General features: G+C 41.5%; 16 protein-coding genes, 2 tRNA genes and 1 other RNA gene. 12 read left to right on the top strand and 7 right to left on the bottom strand.

All coding sequences use genetic code 11. From position 1 onward, the window contains the following. Positions 1-65 precede the first annotated feature (65 nt). Positions 66-140 (bottom strand) — tRNA-Pro (locus WJR50_RS19040). Positions 141-194: 54 nt separating this feature from the next. After that, positions 195-283: transfer RNA gene (locus WJR50_RS19045), tRNA-Ser, on the bottom strand. A 231-nt stretch (positions 284-514) separates the two neighbouring features. On the opposite strand from WJR50_RS19045, the gene WJR50_RS19050 reads away from it, so the two are divergent. The 6 genes from WJR50_RS19050 (at position 515) to WJR50_RS19075 (ending at position 5709) form a co-directional block, all read left to right on the top strand. Then, on the top strand, positions 515-1483 hold the full coding sequence (locus tag WJR50_RS19050) for a vWA domain-containing protein (protein WP_341294903.1): 969 nt from the start codon (positions 515-517) through the stop codon (positions 1481-1483). Further along, positions 1480-2364, top strand: a complete 885-nt coding sequence (locus WJR50_RS19055; RefSeq protein WP_341294904.1) for a hypothetical protein — start codon at positions 1480-1482, stop codon at positions 2362-2364. Before WJR50_RS19050 ends, WJR50_RS19055 begins: the two co-directional genes overlap by 4 nt. Positions 2365-2403: 39 nt before the next feature. Beyond that, positions 2404-3582, top strand: coding sequence for an acetyl-CoA C-acyltransferase (locus WJR50_RS19060; RefSeq protein WP_341294905.1), 1179 nt, complete (start codon positions 2404-2406; stop codon positions 3580-3582). A gap of 101 nt (positions 3583-3683) precedes the next feature. After that, positions 3684-4091 carry a hypothetical protein gene (locus WJR50_RS19065; RefSeq protein ID WP_341294906.1) on the top strand — a complete coding sequence of 136 codons (408 nt, stop codon included), beginning with the start codon at positions 3684-3686 and terminating at the stop codon, positions 4089-4091. A 30-nt stretch (positions 4092-4121) separates the two neighbouring features. Beyond that, positions 4122-4542, top strand: an RNA gene (rnpB, locus tag WJR50_RS19070) — RNase P RNA component class A. 15 nt (positions 4543-4557) lie between these two features. After that, positions 4558-5709 carry a sigma-54-dependent transcriptional regulator gene (locus tag WJR50_RS19075; RefSeq protein WP_341294907.1) on the top strand — a complete coding sequence of 384 codons (1152 nt, stop codon included), beginning with the start codon at positions 4558-4560 and terminating at the stop codon, positions 5707-5709. Positions 5710-5986: 277 nt separating this feature from the next. On the opposite strand, the gene WJR50_RS19080 is transcribed toward WJR50_RS19075, so the two are convergent. Beyond that, the gene (locus WJR50_RS19080) at positions 5987-6994 is read right to left on the bottom strand and encodes an acyl-CoA synthetase family protein (RefSeq protein WP_341294908.1); all 1008 of its coding nucleotides are present in this window, start codon (positions 6992-6994) and stop codon (positions 5987-5989) included. A gap of 62 nt (positions 6995-7056) precedes the next feature. Between WJR50_RS19080 and WJR50_RS19085 the strand changes: the two genes are divergently transcribed. Further along, on the top strand, positions 7057-7764 hold the full coding sequence (locus tag WJR50_RS19085) for a hypothetical protein (protein ID WP_341294909.1): 708 nt from the start codon (positions 7057-7059) through the stop codon (positions 7762-7764). On the opposite strand, the gene WJR50_RS19090 is transcribed toward WJR50_RS19085, so the two are convergent. Continuing rightward, positions 7761-8744, bottom strand: a complete 984-nt coding sequence (locus WJR50_RS19090; protein WP_341294910.1) for an ABC transporter ATP-binding protein — start codon at positions 8742-8744, stop codon at positions 7761-7763. The genes WJR50_RS19085 and WJR50_RS19090 overlap by 4 nt on opposite strands. Before the next feature lie 212 nt (positions 8745-8956). Here WJR50_RS19090 and WJR50_RS19095 point away from each other — a divergent pair, with 212 nt between their 5' ends. Both WJR50_RS19095 and WJR50_RS19100 read left to right on the top strand, forming a co-directional pair. Then, on the top strand, positions 8957-10582 hold the full coding sequence (locus tag WJR50_RS19095; RefSeq protein ID WP_341294911.1) for a hypothetical protein: 1626 nt from the start codon (positions 8957-8959) through the stop codon (positions 10580-10582). Between the two features lie 48 nt (positions 10583-10630). Next, a complete protein-coding gene (locus tag WJR50_RS19100; RefSeq protein WP_341294912.1) occupies positions 10631-11899 on the top strand; it encodes a DUF5723 family protein in 1269 nt (422 codons plus the stop codon). Here the strand turns inward: WJR50_RS19100 and WJR50_RS19105 are convergent. Together WJR50_RS19105 and WJR50_RS19110 are read right to left on the bottom strand one after the other, a co-directional pair. Further along, positions 11883-12278: a hypothetical protein gene (locus WJR50_RS19105; protein ID WP_341294913.1), complete on the bottom strand. Its 396-nt coding sequence runs from the start codon at positions 12276-12278 to the stop codon at positions 11883-11885. The two genes, WJR50_RS19100 and WJR50_RS19105, sit on opposite strands and share 17 nt — an antisense overlap. A gap of 77 nt (positions 12279-12355) precedes the next feature. Further along, positions 12356-12565, bottom strand: a complete 210-nt coding sequence (locus WJR50_RS19110; protein WP_341294914.1) for a hypothetical protein — start codon at positions 12563-12565, stop codon at positions 12356-12358. Between the two features lie 195 nt (positions 12566-12760). Here WJR50_RS19110 and WJR50_RS19115 point away from each other — a divergent pair, with 195 nt between their 5' ends. The 3 genes from WJR50_RS19115 to WJR50_RS19125 all read left to right on the top strand — a co-directional run bounded on the left by WJR50_RS19115 (position 12761) and on the right by WJR50_RS19125 (position 16641). Beyond that, on the top strand, positions 12761-13522 hold the full coding sequence (locus tag WJR50_RS19115) for an L-type lectin-domain containing protein (protein WP_341294915.1): 762 nt from the start codon (positions 12761-12763) through the stop codon (positions 13520-13522). A gap of 97 nt (positions 13523-13619) precedes the next feature. Continuing rightward, on the top strand, positions 13620-15731 hold the full coding sequence (locus WJR50_RS19120; protein WP_341294916.1) for a ComEC/Rec2 family competence protein: 2112 nt from the start codon (positions 13620-13622) through the stop codon (positions 15729-15731). Continuing rightward, entirely contained in the window at positions 15712-16641 is a 930-nt protein-coding gene (locus WJR50_RS19125; protein ID WP_341294917.1) for a histone deacetylase family protein, read from the top strand. The genes WJR50_RS19120 and WJR50_RS19125 overlap by 20 nt, the downstream gene beginning before the upstream one ends. On the opposite strand, the gene WJR50_RS19130 is transcribed toward WJR50_RS19125, so the two are convergent. Further along, positions 16638-18974 carry a patatin-like phospholipase family protein gene (locus WJR50_RS19130; protein WP_341294918.1) on the bottom strand — a complete coding sequence of 779 codons (2337 nt, stop codon included), beginning with the start codon at positions 18972-18974 and terminating at the stop codon, positions 16638-16640. The two genes, WJR50_RS19125 and WJR50_RS19130, sit on opposite strands and share 4 nt — an antisense overlap. Position 18975 lies beyond the last annotated feature (1 nt).

Consider the following 18975-nt stretch of genomic DNA (forward strand, 5'->3'; position numbering starts at 1 on the left):
AAAAATAAAAAACCCTCCAAATCATACGATTTAAAGGGTTTTAATGAATTATGAACTTTAAAATGTCGGGGCGGCAGGATTCGAACCTGCGACCCCCTGCTCCCAAAGCAGGTACGCTAACCGGACTGCGCTACGCCCCGAAACTCTAATACATCAATTTCGCTGTCAGAATAGCGAAAACTTTTTCTTCAATGCGGAGAGAGGGGGATTCGAACCCCCGGTACGCTTTGACACGTACGACAGTTTAGCAAACTGCTGGTTTAAGCCACTCACCCATCTCTCCGTGGCTTAACAAAAACAAGGGATGCTCCCCTGTTTTTGGAAGTGCAAATATAGCATAAGATTTTTTACATCACCAAAGTATTGGTCAAGAAATTTATACTCTCCTATAAGACTATTTGTTCTCCGTTTTTATATTTTCATATCTTGCATTGTAGCGGGAGCTTTATTTTCGCACTTTGGCAGGGCTTTTTTCGTTATACAGTGTAATTTTGTTTTTGAGGAGATATAATTTATGGAATGGTATCATCAATTCGGAAAGACTGAGTTTATTTTCATAGGCCTGTTTTTGCTTGCTTACATCTTGTATATCACCCGCATGATCAGGATAAGCCGCATTCTGAATACTGGCTTTTCAGCGATTGTGGCCAAAGTAGTATTGCGCACCATGTATTTTTTGTTATTTATGGTGGCCTTGCTCGGTCCTCTTATGGGAAATGCTACTAAAGAAGTTCAGGCAGTAGGAAAAGATATTTTTGTGGCAGTAGACCTGTCCCAGTCTATGAATGCTACGGATGTGCAGCCTAGCCGTCTTGAAAAAGTGAAGTACGAGCTACGCGATTTGGTGAAAGCTTTTAGTTCTGACCGTATTGGTTTGATTATTTTTTCTTCTGAAGCTTTTGTCCAATGCCCGCTTACTTACGACCAAAGTGCATTAAACCTCTTTATTGAAACCCTCAATACGGGTTTGGTCCCTAATACAGGAACTGATTTTGGTCCTCCATTACGCATGGCACTATCAAAATTAGAAGGAAATGAGAGTGTTCCTTCTCAACAAAAATCCAAAGTGATTATTCTTATCAGTGATGGAGAGGACTTTGGTGATGAAACCTCGGAGGTTGCCCAGGAAATTCAGAATGCTGGCATCAAGTTATTTACTTTAGGTGTGGGTACAGAAGAAGGCAGTCAGATTCTGGTGAGAGGTGTTCCGAAAACAGACCGTGATGGCAATGTGGTGGTTACAAAGTTAGAAAGTTCTTCTCTTAAACAACTGGCTGATGAAACCGGGGGGCAGTATTTTGAAGTTAATAACCGGAGAGATGACTCTTCCCGACTGATCAATGCCATTAGTCAGATTGAAGGAGAACTGAGAGATTCTCGTCAGGTTGATACTTCTTCCAACAAGTACCTCTACTTTTTAGTAGTAGGAGCAGTACTCTTTGCAGTTGATCACTTGTTTAAGTTTAAAACAGTAAAAATATGAAGTTACTCGCAGGTATAGTCGTGGCGGCTTTTACAGCTTTTGGTGTCATAGATAATATTGCGACCATCAACAGATTAAAAAAAGAAGCAGCACAGGCTTATCAAAATGGCGACTATGAGACAGCTATTGCGCACTATCAGACCTTGGTGGACTCTCTAAATGTGGAAGATCCCAATGTCCGTCTCAACCTTGCCCACTCATTGATTCAGGCGGGTGATACCATTTCTGCTCAAAGAAATTATAACCGTCTGGTAAGCGTAGAAGACAGAAACGTAAAATCTGTGGCCTATCAGCAGATGGGGGTCATTGCCAGCGATCAGAAAAAGTATGAAGAGGCACTAGGTATCTTTAAAGAATCTTTAAAAGCCGACCCTGCCAATGAAGAGGCTCGGTATAATTATGAGTTGGTAAAAGAACTTCTGAAAAAACAGCAAGAAGAGCAACAGCAGCAAGATCAGCAGAATCAGGATCAGCAACAAGACCAACAGGAACAGCAGGATCAACAAAACCAACAGCAGGACCAGGAACAGCAGCAGCAAAATCAGCAACAACAGAAGCAGGGAGAAGAGGGAGAGCAATCTGAAGAAAACCAGGAAGGACAAAAGCAGGAGCAGGAACAGCAGCAGCAAGGTGAGAGTGAAGAAAGCCCTCAGGACCCCAATGAGCAAAACGCGCAGCAGGGAGAGCAGCAGCAGGAAGGAGAAAAATCAGACGAAGAACAATCTACTTCTCCAATGAGTGAACGCCTGGAAGAGATGAACATCAGTGAAGAAAAAGCACGTATGATCCTGGAAGCAATGCGTAATAATGAGATGCAGTATATCCAGCAGAATCGTCGTCGTCCTGAAAAGCCTCAGGATAGAACCAAGCCTGACTGGTAGGCTGAATGAATGATTTTTTCACCTTAAACAACCCAATAAATGGAAGAAGTATATATTGTTTCCGCAGTCAGAACGCCTATCGGTTCTTTCGGGGGTAGTCTTGCCTCTCTGAGCGCCATTGACCTAGGCGCTGCTGCAATTAAAGGAGCACTGCAAAAAGCTAAAATTGAGCCAGCTCAGGTACAGGAGGTCTTGATGGGAAATGTAGTTTCTGCCAATCTGGGCCAGGCACCTGCCCGACAAGCGGCTATCGCATCAGGAATTCCTTATGAAGTACCCTGTACAACTATCAACAAAGTTTGCTCTTCGGGTATGAAATCTGTGATGTTTGGAGCCCAGTCTATCATGTTGGAGCAGCAGGATATCATTGTAGCCGGTGGTATGGAGAGTATGTCTAATATTCCTTACTATTTGCCTAAAGCTCGTTTTGGCTATAAATACGGTGGAGGTGAGTTAGTTGATGGGTTAGAAAAAGACGGCTTGTTTGAAGCTTATTATAAATTTGCAATGGGCAATTGTGCGGACAATACCGCTAAAGAAATGAAAATCAGCCGCGAGGAACAGGACGAATATGCGGTAAATTCTTATAGAAGAGTAGCTACAGCTACAGAATCCGGTTTTTTCAAACAGGAAATTGTTCCGGTAGAAGTACCTCAGAGAAAAGGTGATCCGATTAAAATAGAAGAAGATGAAGAATATAAGAAAGTGAATTTTGACAAAATCCCATCCCTTCGCCCGGTCTTTTCCAAAGATGGTACGGTCACTGCTGCCAACGCTTCCACGATTAATGATGGAGCTGCGGCTTTAGTATTGGTAAGTAAGAAAAAAGCGGAAGAATTAGAACTTAAACCCATCGCTAAAATTCGTGGTTTTGCCGATGCAGCCCAGGACCCCCTCTGGTTCACTACCTCTCCCTCTCTTGCTATTCCCAAAGCTATGAAGCTTGCAGGCGTCAACTCCTCTGATGTGGATTTTTATGAGATCAACGAAGCTTTCTCGGCAGTGGCTATCGCTAATAATCGCCAGCTATCCCTTAATCCTGAAAAAGTAAACGTTTTTGGAGGCGCTGTAGCCTTAGGCCATCCATTAGGCTGTTCGGGGGCGCGTATTATTACCACCCTGTGCAACGTACTACATCAAAAGGATGGTAAAATCGGAGTGGCCGGTATCTGTAATGGCGGTGGTGGTGCTTCTGCATTGGTCATTGAACAGATATAAGTTTGTGAAATAGTACAATGTAAGAGAGTTTAGCAGGTTGGGCGCATACTCTCAGCAGTGTTCCTTAGATTCGTAGCTTAATTTAAATAGCACAAAAATCCATGGACTTAGTACTATTCATGCAAAATTTAGCGGAGGAGCTTCAAGGGCGGTTCTCAGAGTATGATGAATTTACCTCTGTCATTATTGTTCCTCTGAGCGATGGCCGCTTTCAGTCTGTTCAAGGCAAAATCCATACGCTGGACGATCAGGATACCAAAACGATTACCTTTACTTCTAAGGTGTGTCCTTATTACAATCAAATGGATTTGGTAGATTTTATGTTTGAAAACAAAAAGATGGTTTTCTCAAAATTTACCGTAAATCAAAATTTTATTAAGATTGAAGCTTCGGTCTTTCTGGAGTTTGTGAACGAGCAAAATAAGGGTTTCCTGAAGAAAATGATCCGGGAAGTAGCAGAAATGGCTGATAAATGGGAGTATAAACTCACCGGGCTAGACGTTTTCTAAAAAAAATTCGTACAATTGTTACATGAACTTATAGCAAGCCATCTTGCCGCATGTAGAGTAGTAATACTCTGCATGAGGAAAGTCCGGGCAGCGTAGAGCACCGTACTTCCTAACAGGAAGGGGGCTGACTGGTGACGGTCAGCTTACAGAAAGTGCAGCAGAAAAAATACCGCCCTAACTTTTGTTGGGGTAAGGGTGAAATGGTGCGGTAAGAGCGCACCGCTCCAGGGGTGACCTGGGAGGCAAGGTAAACCTTACGGGCTGAAAGGTCAAATAAGTACTTCGAGACCGGCAAAGCCGGGATGTAGGGTTGCTCGCCCTATTCTTTTTAAGACGAAGTACGGGTAGACCGATAGAGGCGGCTGGTGACAGACGTCCTAGATAAATGGCAAGAACGGTGATTGCTATGCAGACACCGTTACAGAACCCGGCTTACAGGCTTGCTTATTTTTTACAAAAACCTAGTATGGCAAAAATCCTAATCATCGACGATGAAAAAGCAATTCGAGGTTCTCTGAAAGAAATTCTTGAATACGAAAAATATTCAGTAGATGAAGCTGAAGATGGCGAAGAAGGACTAAAGAAACTGAACAGAGAGCAGTATGATATTGTGCTCCTGGATATCAAAATGCCTAATATGGATGGCATTGAAGTACTTCAAAAAGCCATAGACGCAGGTAGCTCTGCTCAGTTTATCATGATATCAGCACACGGTAGCATTGAGACAGCAGTAGAAGCTACAAAAATCGGAGCCTACGATTTTATTGAGAAACCACCGGATCTTAACCGACTGCTGGTTACCATTAAAAATGCGCTTGATAAATCCGACCTGGTAGCTGAAACTAAAGTACTGAGAAAGAAAATTTCCGGTGTGGTAGATATTGTAGGAGAATCAGCGCCAATTGAGGAAGTAAAAAAAACGATTGAGCGGGTTGCCCCTACGGAAGCCAGAGTTCTTATCACCGGACCTAATGGTACAGGTAAAGAACTGGTTGCCAAATGGCTGCATGCTATGAGTAATCGTGCTTCTGGCCCTCTAGTAGAGGTAAACTGTGCAGCTATTCCTTCAGAACTTATTGAAAGCGAGTTATTTGGTCATGAGAAAGGCTCTTTTACCTCGGCGATAAAGCAGAAAAAAGGGCGTTTCGAGCAGGCCACTGGTGGTACGCTGTTCCTGGATGAAATTGGTGACATGAGCCTTTCAGCACAAGCTAAAGTGTTAAGAGCCTTACAGGAGCATAAAATTACCAGGGTAGGTGGAGATAAAGCTATCAATGTGGATGTAAGAGTGGTAGCTGCTACCAATAAAGATCTGAAGAAGGAAATAGAGGAAGGAAATTTTAGAGAAGATTTATACCACCGCCTGAGCGTGATTCTGATTCACGTCCCTCCATTGAAAGAGCGAAAGGACGATATACCTCTGCTGGTTGATAAGTTTCTTAACGATATCGCAGAAGAATATGGCGCCCCCAAGAAGGGAGTTACAGAAGATGCCCTGGAAAAGCTCAAAGAATTTGAGTGGACGGGTAATATTCGTGAGCTCCGCAATGTAGTGGAACGTCTTGTTATTATGTGTGATACAGAAATCACAGGGCAGGATGTAACCAAATATGCTTAAAAAACAAAAGAGCAGAAACTTCTGCTCTTTTGTACTTTTCTTACATGTCTTGCTGAATTTCAATCTTCTCTTTTGAATCCTGATTATCTTCAATTGCATAAGCTGGGCAAAGCACTCGTGGAGCACAGGCAGACATAGAGGCTAAAACTATCGCAACAAATAATATCCTAAATCTCATCTTAAAGTAGGTTTTGTGTTAATATTTAATGTAAAAATACAATAAATATTACATATGTCAAATTTAAACTGAGAAAAGTTTAATTATATAAATTGCCTGCTATACAGAAATCATTAGGTTACAACCTCTTATATCAGAATGATCAAAGCGGCCTAACACTTCAAAAGTATTTGTAGAGGTATTGTACTTACCTAAGTCCTGGGTCTCAATGAATGCACAAGAATGTACATTGGCCAGATCGATAACATTGATGCCACCATAACGCTGATGCTGATTGATTGAGAAAGGGTCATTAATATCACGAACAAGGATACGCATCCAGGGAGGGGACTGGAATATACCATCTTGATTGGCATAAGCTTGTGATAATAGTTCAGTCATTCCATATTCGGCATGGATGTGGTCAACTTGCAGGTTTGCCTTTAAGATCTGGTGCAGTTCCTGACGGATCATCTCTTTTCTTCTTCCTTTCATGCCTCCGGTTTCCATCACCACCACATTTTTCAAATTTGGGCGATACTTCTCAGCAAGTTCTAAAAGTGCGAAAGTGACCCCTAACAAAAGTACTTTACGGTCACTCTGTTTTGCCTGGTCCAACTTCTCTAAAAGTTCTTCATAGTTATTCAGGTAAAAACCAGACAAAGAAGACTTGCTTTGCTGTATAAAATCGTCAGCCATAGCTACCAATGAAGCATGTTGACGTTCCAGGTAAGAAGGTAGAAGGGCAAAAATATGGTATTCGTTTAGAGCTCCATATTGTTTTTCAAATATGGTTTTGCAAACGCGCAGGTAAAATTCTGTGTCTTTCAGATAGTGCCTGCTGCGCTGCTGTCCGGTGGTACCACTACTTTCAAAGTAGGTATAGGCGTCCGCATCTTTACTAACCTCCTGTGTAATCACTTTATGATGCTTAAAGAAAGTGATAGGTAAGAATGGAATGTCTGTCGTTTTATTTATGTTTTCAGGTTTTACTCCCAGGTGTGAAAGATATTGCCGATACACAGAGTTGTATTTTGCCTGCCAACGAAAAAGTGCTAAAGCATGCTCTTCAAAATTTTGAGCATTAGTGCTGAAAAGTTTATCTTTAAAGAAATGCGCAGTTTGCATGGTGTAAATATATCAAAATGATATTTAGTGCGTTATACAGATGATATTAGTTGACTAATCATATGAAGTATTATTCTTTCTTATTGTTAGGTTTTACCTTTCTTTTGGGTCTGAGTAGTTGTTATGAGGAACCTGATTTTGCCCTGGAGCCTTATCTCGTAGGCTTTGATGGGGAGAATGGGATTAGATTTGTAGATGTTCCTAATACAGTTGCTGACTCTCTAATAATACGGGTGCAATTTCAGGATGGCAATGGTGATTTAGGACTAATTAGCGATGAGCCCAGTCCTATTTTGCGCGAACCTTTTTTTATTCCAATTGACGAAAATGGAGATTATTACTATTACGATCCTGAAGTAGATGGTGAATATGACTGTACTACTTATGCCTTTGTCAATGTGGTAGGCAGGGATACTATCCGGGATACGGTACTTGTTGAGCGTAATCCTTATTATTCTAACTTTGATATAGGCATTTATGTGAAAGAAGATGGTGCTTTTCAGGAATATGATTTGCTGAAAGAACTTTGCAGGTCTCGCCTCGGTGGACGTTTTCCTCCTTTGAAAGAAGATTTTAGCAATACGAAGCCTCTGGAAGGGGTAATCCAATATGGCATCGCATCCGCGGGTTTACAAAGCCTTTTCCGAAATGATACCCTCAAACTGACAGTGCAGATAAAAGATAGGTCCTTGAATGTGAGTAATGTAATTGAAAGTAGGCCATTTATATTACGTAGTGAAGGAAGTATATATGCAGATGAGGAAAATTAGCGTACTTCTTTCTTAAACTGATAGAAATATTGCATAAGGTTTTCACGGCTGAGTAGTTGACTCGGCCTTTTTTGTTCTGCGTGCTCGTCAACTACCTTGAGCCAGGCTGTATCTTCTCTTTCCAGCATTTCCAGGGCTTCCAGCAGGCTAGTATCGGAGGGCATGTTTATAGCTGTGTCCTCTGATGGTAATTCTTCAATTGTTTCGGAAGTATGAAGATGAACAATATCGCTCAGTTTGATAACCTGCAACTCCAGCCTGAACCTTTGAGTATTGAAAAACTTATGAACAAATGAGCTTGCAGGTTTGAAAATAAGCTCATAAGGAGTGCCCTGTTGCTGTATTTTTCCCTTATCCATCAGGCAAATGCTATCGCCAAGGCTAACCGCCTCAAAAACATCATGCGTGACCATCAGCATAGTCTTCTTTTTTAAAGCTTCCAACGTGAGAAACTCTTTTTGTATTTGCTGTTTGGTTATAGGGTCAAGAGCACCAAAAGGTTCGTCCAGCAGGATAAGCTGAGGGTCAGCTGCCAGGGCACGGGCAAGACCTACTCTTTGCTGCTGTCCGCCACTCAACTCATGGGGAAATCTCTCCAGCAGATTGGGCGAAAGGCCTATCAGTGCCATTAACTCATCACAGCGTACTTTGATCTTTTTTTTATCCCAGCCCAGCAGGGAGGGGACTAGCCCAATATTTTGAGCTACCGTAAAGTGAGGGAAAAGCCCAATACTCTGAATTACATAGCCAATATTTCTCCTTAACACTTCCGGTGATTGCCTACGAATATCTTTACCACCAATATAAATTTCTCCACTGCTGGGTTCAATCAGCCGGTTGATCATCTTCATGGTAGTGGTTTTTCCACAGCCGCTGGTCCCCAGCAGGACCATCGTTTGCCCTTCATCAATCTGAAAGGAAATGTGATCAACAGCAGCCTTATCATTAAAGTATTTACTCAGTTCTTTTACCTCTATCATGAACAAATTCTTTAAGCGGATTATAGTCATTTTCTATCATTAGTCTGCCATTTCTCTTCAATTTATTGAGTATGGATTTTGGAGAAGTACGAATTCCACCCAATATATCACTTGCGTACAGAAACACAGTAGTAGCGTTATTTTTATCATTTTTTAGGGGTGATATTGCATTTGAATTATGCTCAAATGTATCAACAGGTTCATTAAGTTGTATGAATAGAAAAATATCTACTAGCAAATTAAAGCATACTGCATTGGCTGCTACTGTCCTATTTACAGCCGCTTGTATGCCAGAAGATGATTTTCGGGATATAGAAGTACTGGCTCCATCCCCATCTCTTTCTCTGCCCATCCTGAATACTAATCTCAAAGTGAGTGACCTTATCAGAACAGATGACGGAGGTTTACTGGAGAAAAATTCTGACGGAAGCTATAGCTTGTTCTATCGTCAGAATATCCAGAGTAAAATGGTAGGAGAATATTTTCCTCCTATTCCTAGTCAGCAGTTCAGCGATAATGTATCATTGGGGCTCAGTGCTCCGGCTTTTTCCTTAGCACCAGAACCGGTTTCATTTGAAGGCGAAATTCCTCTTGAGCTCGGAGAACTTACGCTTTACAAAATTGAATGTAAACAAGGAGAGCTAAGTGTAGCAATCAACTCAGATTACAATCATGATCTCAATGTTACCCTTACTCTTCCTGAGATTCTAGATGCCAATGAAGAGCCGCTGATACTGGATTTTAACCTTCCTAGTTGGGCCAGTAATTACAGCATACAGACTAAGGATCTGGCAGGTTATAGCCTGAATATTGATCAGGAGAAGATCAACTACATTATGGAAGTATCTATAGTGGGGTCTGGGAATGCCATTGATGCTACGGATAAAATATATTTTGATCTGAATATGATGGATATAGACTTCTCTTATTTGGAAGGGAATTTTAAAGAGATCAGTATTCCGGTAGATGCAGATACACTAAAAATTCCTTTTCTGGCCAATGCCGTCAATGGAGAAGTTGCACTGAACCCCAACTTAAAGCTTGACTTTATTAATAGCTTCGGAGCACCTATAGCACCGGATTTTAGTAATATCTATGTGAAGCGGAAAAGTGGTGTAGTAGTACAGCTAGAAGATGAAGGGGAGAGTCATTTTTTCAGCGGAGAGTATGAATTTCCTTACCTGCAGGACCGTAACGAACTGCCTGCCATGAAAACCCAATTGGTAGACAGAACTAACTCAAATCTGGAAGATGCATTTGCCGAACTTCCCAGAGGAATTGCTTATCTCTTTGGTTTTGAGCTAAACAGTACTGAAGGAGATACCAGCTTTGTTTCTGAAAACAGCTCTATAGGCATTGATATGGAAGTAGAGTTGCCTTTGGAAGGTAGGTTTGATATCGTTCTGGAAGATACCATCGCTGTGGACTTAGGCTTTGATCAGGAAGTGGAAGAGTTAAAAGTCCTGATCAAAACTGAAAATGGGTTTCCGATTGATGCCGGATTACAAATATTCTTTTTAGATAAGGAGGGCGATAAAATATATGATAGTAATGGACAAGCTGTTCGTTTATTTGGCGAAGATGCCCAGCTACTCAAAGCAGCTCAGATTGTTAATTCGGCAACTGGGGAAACAAAATCAACCAGCATTGATATGCCGATATCCGCTACGATCAATGCAGAGATGTATGATTTAATTAAACAGGCAGGTAGCATGCTAGTACAGGCAAGCTTGCAAAGTGAAAGCGAAGATGAAGACCTGATTAAGCTTTATGATAATTATAACATACGCTTTAGCCTGGCAATGCAAATTAAATCTTCTCTAAACCTCTCTAATTAATCTGCTGCGATGAAATATATTTACTTATTTAGCCTCATCATAATATCCATGCATGTAGCACAAGCCCAGCAGGAGCTTACATTACATAATATGAATGGAATAGTTCAGTCTGTGCATACAAACCCTGCAATATTACCTCAGCACAAAGTGATCATTACCCTCGGCTCATCTTATCACATCAATGTCAAGAATACCGGCTTTACATATAATCAGTTGCTTGCTCAGGTAGAGACTGATGAAACAGGACAGCGCGTGCTGGACATCGGTAGGTTAGCCGGCGATCTCAAGCTGAATGGTAAAGATTATGTGCACACTAGCGTTTCTGTAGATTTATTTGGCTTGAACTTCAGTGCTGGCAAAAACCGCTTTTCACTTAATGTAACAGAGCATATGCAGGCCAGGCTGGGATACTCTAGTAGTTTGTTAGACCTCGGGGTCAAGGGAAACATTCCCGGTAATACCACAAGCCTGGATGGTTATAAGCTTAACGGCATGCATTATCGTGAGATCGGGCTAGGCTTCAACAGGAAGATACTTACCGATGACAAGATGGTAGTGGGAGGAAGAATCAAAACATTATTTGGAATGTCAAATGTGCGTACGATACGCTCTGATGTTAAACTGAACACAGCTGGAGAAGAAGATTTATATGCTATTACTGCCAATGCAGATATTCTGGTACGTACTGCCGGAGTAGATATGCTGGAAAAGGGAGATATTGAGTACCTTACAAATATGGCTAATGTAGGACTAGGTGTAGACCTAGGGGCAAGTTATCAGTACTCAAGCACCTTAAATTTCAGTGCATCTATCGTTAACCTTGGTTATATCAAATGGAAAGAAGGGGTTACTAATTATGAATCCAATGGGGAGTACACTTTTACCGGAATTGATAATAATGAACTTTTCAACGGCTCTTTTGAGTTTGATGCAACCGAAGTGATTGATTCTATTACTAATGTATTTGAGTTTGAGGAAAGTACAGGTAGTTATAGTACTTCATTACCAACGCAAGTCTATTTAACAGGATTATATCAGCTAGCGCCCAAAACAGCTGCTTCAGCTACTCTTTATTCAGATTTTATTGGAGGATTTCGCAAGGGGATGTCACTGGGAATTACCCAGACAGTAGGCCGATGGTTTCAGGCATCAGCCTCATATACCATGCATGCCCGTTCATACAATAATCTGGGTCTTGGGTTAGCAGTAGGTACAGGCTTCCAGTTTTATACCGTAACTGATAACCTTATCTCTCTGATGCAGCCTGGGAATGCCAAGCTTGTAAATATGAGAACTGGTTTTAACTTCCTTTTTTAACGGCAAAATAACCCAAGGCAAAGCCTAAAGCGGCCCCGATTATATATAAGCTGTTTTTCCAGGAAAGTTGTTGCTTAAGATAAAATGGGGCGAGTTTAATATACTTCAAAGAAGCTTTAGAAGTTTTACCCAGTACGATCCAGTCTTCATGGTCTACTCTAATGATGACAGGCTGACGCTGCTCTAAGAGGGCAGCGTTTGTTTTTCCAATGGCTTTTAAACTTGGCTTAAAGGGAAGAGGTATTTCACTGAAATTGTTAAAAGTTTGGCGATTGGGAAAGTCAAAAATAAGACTTCCATCATCTGCATTGTTAACTTTTATTTCACCCGTTTCACTTTGTATGCTCAAATCAGCAATTACCTTCACTGGCTTAGTCATAGAGGAGATTTTAAGAAAAGTAATCAAAAAAATATAGGCAAAAACTTAGGTTTTTGCCTATGTATAATCCAAAAAAGCTATTGATTTACGTTGTCAGTTGTAGTGATTTTCACCGTGCCATTCATTTTCCAGTGAGCAAAATCAGCATTACCATTGCCACCTGCCTTGCTGGGTACATATAGGTCAAAATCATCAAACTTATAAGTGATCTCAGCATTGCGGCCAGTCAGTTTATCATATAGACCTATCGCTAGTTCTGGCCAGCTTTTAGTTTCTTCTTGTGCCATAATTCTAAAAATTTGCGTTAAAACTTTATTCAAATATTAATACTATTAATACAAGACTTCCTGCAAATTGTTTTAAGATTTTTGTTACCTGCTTTTTGTAAGCTTGGCGTTTACTACATAATTTTCTTATCTTAAAATAGGTTGATTCGCAACAATCAGGCTTGTCTCAGGTTTTGTATTCTCACTACTATTCTGATGAAAAGAAGTTTTACCATTGCCTTTACTGTAGGGATTACCTTAATCTCTTCTTTGGCCTATGCACAGTTTGAACTTAGAGGCACCGCAGATTATATGCCATCCGGCTGTATTATGCTCACTCCTAATGAGCCTTATGCTGAAGGCATTGCCTACAGTACCAATAAGCTTGACCTTTCAGATTATTTTGAGATAGAATTTGATATTTATCTGGGAGATAAGGATGAATATGGCGCTGATGGAATCGCTTTTGTGATACACAATGACCGACGGGGATATAATGCCTTTGGTACTTACGGGGAGGGTATAGGCTACGGACGATTCAATCCGGCATTTGCTTCAGGTAATTTTATAGCACCCTCGGTAGCAGTAGAATTTGATACATACTATAACCCCATCCAAAACGACCCTACATCCGACCATGTAGCCTATCTGGAAAATGGAAGCAGTTACCACGAAAATTATTGGAACGGAGGAGACGATGGTTTTGATATGGAAGACGATCGCATGCACAATTTTCGCTTTAGTTGGAATCCAGAGACCAAAGAAGTGATTGTAAGATTAGATAACACTATTGTATTTCAGGGTACAAGAAATCTGGTAGAAGATATTTTTGGCGGAGAGACGGAAGTTATCTGGGGGTTTACAGCTTCTACAGGTAGGAAGTACAATTTACAATATTTCTGCTTCCGCCGTATTGCCTACGGAAAGCCTTCCATTGAGCCTACCCTGGCTGAAAGCTTAGATCATTCTACAGAATAATTTTTGTACTTTCTTACAAAGTCATGTTGTAGAAAGTAAGAGCAAGTTTTAGAGCATAGCTCATCGTATTTTTAGTAGTTAAGAAAATACGTCAGCTATGTTTAAGTGGGTGCCTTATCCTTTTCTGCGGTTAACGCTGGTATTTATTGTCGGAATTTTGCTTTCCTATTACTTTTCGTGGTCTCTTCCTGCTTATTACCTGCTACTCGTAGCAGCAGTGTATACCTTACTTGCTTTTGGTATTCCCAGGGAGTCAAGGTATCAGTGGTCTTCCCTTACTGGGTTTATAGGCCTTTTGTGGTTATTCGCCACTTCTTTTTTCTATGCCCAATATCGGCAAGAGGATCGTAGTAGCTTTCACCTGAAGCACACAGAAAAAGAATATACCCACTATGTGGCTACGGCGGTCTCTCCAAGTGAGTCTAAAACAAATTCTTATAGTACTCTCTTAGAAGTAGATTGTCTGGTAGAAAAGGATAGCAATTCTACCATTAGCACATATCCGGTAAAAGGTAAAATTATTGTATATCAGCCTAAAGCTGATAGTCTGTTTAGACTCACCTACGGAGACATGGTGCTCATTCAAGGAAATCCACAACTGGTAAAACCACCTACTAATCCACATGAGTTTGACTATCGGCAGTTTTTAGCACTTCAACATATCTATCATCAGCATTATCTCGGCAAGGAAAAATGGGTGATTAAAGAAAAGGGTATTGTTAATCCAATTCTATCTTTTGCTTATTCTATGCGTGAGCGATGCCGACAGATTTTTGAGCAGAGTATTCACGATGAACAAGCCAGAGGAATAGCCTTGGCCTTAGTGTTGGGTATCAAAACTGGTCTGGACGATGAGATCCGTGATGCCTACGCGGCAGCGGGAGCCATGCACGTTTTGGCAGTATCAGGTTTGCATGTCGGCATTATTTACCTGGTGCTTTCTTTTCTGCTTAAGCCATTACAGAAAACTGGACGATGGGGAAATGTACTAAAGGCTTTACTTTGCCTGCTGGCCTTGTGGAGCTATGCGCTGCTTACCGGTTTATCCCCCTCAGTAATGCGAGCCTCTACTATGTTTAGCTTTATCATAGTGGCAGAAGCTACGCGGAGGCAAACCAATATTTATAATACCATTGCAGCTTCTGCATTTTTTCTCCTACTCTATGATCCACTGCTGATCATGTCAGTAGGCTTTCAGCTTTCATATCTTGCAGTACTGGGCATTGTATATCTGCAACCAAAAATCTATCACTGGTTTAATCCAAATCATAAATATATGGATTGGCTTTGGAGGTTGACCTCAGTTTCCATAGCCGCACAGTTAGCTACTTTCCCTCTGGGTTTATATTATTTTCAGCAGTTTCCGGTTTATTTCTGGCTCTCCAATGTGCTGGTCATTCCGGCAGCCTACGTGATTCTTTCACTAGGACTACTATGTTTTGTCGTCGGTTTATCAATTCCTGCATTACTGCTTTACCCTGCTTATTTTCTTGAAAAAAGCATCATATTCGTTAATCTGGGAGTGAAGGCTATTGAACAGCTACCTTTCAGCGTATTCAAGCACATTTATTTCAGCACTGAAGAAACTGTGTTTTTATATGGGGGCATAATATGTTTACTGATGCTTTTCTACTACCGTAGATTCAGGTATGCATGGATGTTTAGCGTATGCATTCTACTGGTACTTACTTTAAGGCTTTCACATACCTATCAACAATTCCACAATTCAAATATTAATTTTTATAACGTAGCGAAAGAAAGCCGAATGGACTTTAGTAGTGGCAGGTATACATATCATGCAGGAGAAGCTGAGCCTAAGGCTTTGTATCATGTAGCTGCCCATCAGGTGTTCAAAGGGGGAGTGACTACTTTCTTGGATGAGCATGAAATGCAGGAGAAACTAGCGGTCCGAAGCCGGAATAACCTCCAACTGATGGCCTGGAAGGGTAAAAAAATCGTAACGATCAAAGCCCCCTTTCCTCCCGGCTTTTCAGTAGAAAATAAGCTGAAAGTAGATATCGTGGTCATCTGCAACAATGCGCTCAAGTCATTGGAACAAGTAAAACAGAACTTTGCATTTGGCATGTTGATCATTGACAGTTCTAATACTTTTTATCAGGCAAACAGACTGGCGGAAGAGGCAAAGGAATTAAAAATTCCTTATCATTGTGTACCTCTACAGGGAGCTTTTGAGTATACGATTGACTGATGTGACGCCTATTGAAATCTTTTATTCCGAACGTTATCACTACCCTTTACCGGATCATCACCGTTTTCCTATTGATAAATATGTGCTGGTCAAAGAGCAATTGCTCTACCAGGGCTTAATTACTGAAAATCAACTCACTGATCCCGGACTGATTGATGAGGAGGCGATTTTGCTGGTTCATACTCCTGAGTACTGGCAGCAGGTGAAGACATGCACGCTTCCTCCTCGTATGGTCAGAAGAATAGGGCTACCCAATACCAAGATTTCAGTAAAGAGAGCAAGAAATAGTGTAGCAGGCACTCTAAAAGCAGCTCAGTCAGCCTTACAAAGTGGTATAGGCATGAACCTGGCAGGGGGCACGCATCACGCTTATCCCGATCGGGGCGAAGGCTTCAGTACTCTCAATGATATTGCTATAGCTGCTTCATTTTTGCTTAAGCATAAATTGGTTCAAAAGGCACTGATTATTGACCTGGATGTGCATCAGGGGAATGGCAATGCTTTCATATTTGCCGATAATCCTGCTGTATTTACTTTTAGCATGCATGGAAAAGATAATTACCCTCTGAAAAAAGAAAAGTCTGATCTGGATATAGCGCTGCCTACCGGTACCGGAGACAAGCAGTACTTAGACCTGCTTCAGCAAACCCTTCCTACATTGCTTAGGCAACATCAAGCTGATATTGCTTTCTTTCAGGCCGGAGTAGATGTACTGGCTACTGATAAACTGGGTAAGCTATTGCTGACAAAAGAAGGATGTTATGAGCGGGATAAGCTTGTTTTTCAGACTTGTAAAAGTTTTGGGGTTCCGGTGGCAAACTGCATGGGTGGAGGCTACTCTCTACGGATGGCGGATATCGTAGATGCGCATTGCAATACCTTCAGAGCAGCAGTTGAGCTTTTTGGCTAGTTCAAAATTTCCTGTAATCTCTGTAACGCTGCCTGATTCTTTGGGTGCTGTATGTTATTAATAATATTATACTTTTCCCGACTGGTCAGGTGCCAGCTTAAAGAAGGTCGTTCTTTAATTGTAGCTACATTTGTGTCATTCAGATCATCCCAGCGGGAATGGTATTCCAAGTTGATCTGATTGAAAGGAACATCCAGCCAGCTTTGCATATATTCCAGACGGTCATCGTTATTGATATCCTGTATATTGAACAGATTATTATACAGAAAACGAAAAGGGGCGGTCATCCTTTGCAGCAATGAACTTCCTAAGGGTTGTTGAATAGGCTCTATTTTTTCGGAGTCGCGTATGCTCAGAAACACTACGCCTGAAGTGTGCTCATTGATCCAGTCTTTAAACACATACATGAACCGGGTAGCATCTGAAACACCGAAATTATCCGTAAGGCCAGCGTCCATAATCTGAATGCGTGGCTCGGTAGGCATGCTCACATTAGGCGTAACATAAGGAAAAGCCGCATTCATACGGAGAGCAGTCAGAAAACGTAGCGAACCTGCATCCTGTTCGGCGAAGAAGCGCATAAAGTCAATCCCTTTCACCTTTTCCTGGTGGCCATTCCGGGCGGGATAAAGATCCAGGCTGGTATTCATATAGGAGACATGCTGGGGAGAGATAAAAAGCTTACGCCCATCATTTACAATCGCCGGAGAAAGTATCATCATAGGAATTAAGGATTGCTGCTCCGGCTCACGGTAATCCATCAGCCGTTTGTTTAGAATGCCTTCCGTATTCTTATTGAGCTGCTGCTCAAAAGCATACCCTCGGTCCTTGATATAATTCTTCCCTTCTAATTCAAAGGGCTGAAAACGGATAAAAAGGTCATTAACTAGCAGCGTAAAAATGATTGCGTTAAGATTATCTTTTCCTAGGTTGTCTACGTAGCGAGAATCGTATACAGAAGGGTAGGATTCTTCTGCCTGAGCAGTAAACTGAGCAAGTGGTTTGACCTTATTTTTCTGCTTTTGAAGCTTTTCTCTCAATGCCAGTTCCCGGAAATAAGATGCACCGATCAGTCCACCAGAGGCGCCGGTAATGAGTTGGGTATGCTCAAAGAGCTTACCCTGGGTAAGACTATCGGCAGTCTGCAGTGCTACCATCGTCCAGAGCGCTGAGCGTAAACCTCCTCCACTGGTACACACGAAGACCATTTTGGGCTTGTCTATCGTATCTTTGGGCGTAACTTTTTGCTTCCAGTTTTCCAGTATACTGAGTGTGACTGCTTTGTCCTGCACGTATTGCAAGCTATCATTTTCTTCCTGAATTCTCTCTAGTGTATAACTGGCATAAGGGACCTCATAATTAAGTCCGAACGCTTTATATGTACTGCTGATCCAGTTGTTTTTTACCACTGCATTCAGCAGAAAAAATACCACAATGACCACAGTAGTAGCCCAACCTCTCAACCAGTAAGTGATGGCACCAATCACCATCATGATGATGGTCAGCAGCAAAACACCGCTGGCCGCTGCCGGAATCTGAAACAAAGGACGATCATGAAATAAGCCTAGCGCCAGTATCAGTAAAAAAATGAAAGACTCAATAATGATAGAATTGAGATGATTCTGGTCAAATACTCTGGTTACCAGCTCTTTATCATATGAGCCGGTGGGGGCTTTGTGTAGCTTACAGTTAATGTCAAAATAATGATCCACCCGATTTGGGTTTTTCTGGGCAGCCTTAAGATTTTGCATAATCCTTACCCGGGAGATTGTCACCCTTTTAAGCTGCTTGTTGACATTGGAAGCTACAAACTTGAAGATATCTTTATTGGTAAGCTTAAAATAAGCGAAGAGAAAGATCAGCATGAGCATAAAACCACATACAAGCCCGGCTACTTTTACAAAAATATCCCAATGCGTATTGTATTCATTTTTCAATTGAAAACTGACAATATGAAAAATGTAGGTAATCATAAAAGCCGTAGGAATAATGGCATTATTGAACGCCAGCTTGGCAAAGGGACGTGTTAGTACACCCAAAAAGCTAAAACTGTTGCCATCCAAAATATAGCAGGTGATGTGGTAGGCCATCGTCATGCCCCCTATTGTAATGCCCACAATAAAGAAGCTGAAGAAGTCCACCTTCCCCATATATTCAGGGTCAAGGAAAAGGTAAGGGATACCCAGATTTTTGCCTACACTGCCCGTTACTGCCGCGAAAAGAAAGACCCAGGCCAATAACAGCAGCTGGTTTTTGCGTAAATGCAATACCAGAAGCTGCACCGGTAAGGAATAATAAATGGGGTCTATGATCTTTTCTTTAACTCGCTTCATC

Origin of the sequence: Catalinimonas locisalis (genome assembly GCF_038039535.1) — a bacterium.
Lineage (GTDB): Bacteria > Bacteroidota > Bacteroidia > Cytophagales > Cyclobacteriaceae > Catalinimonas.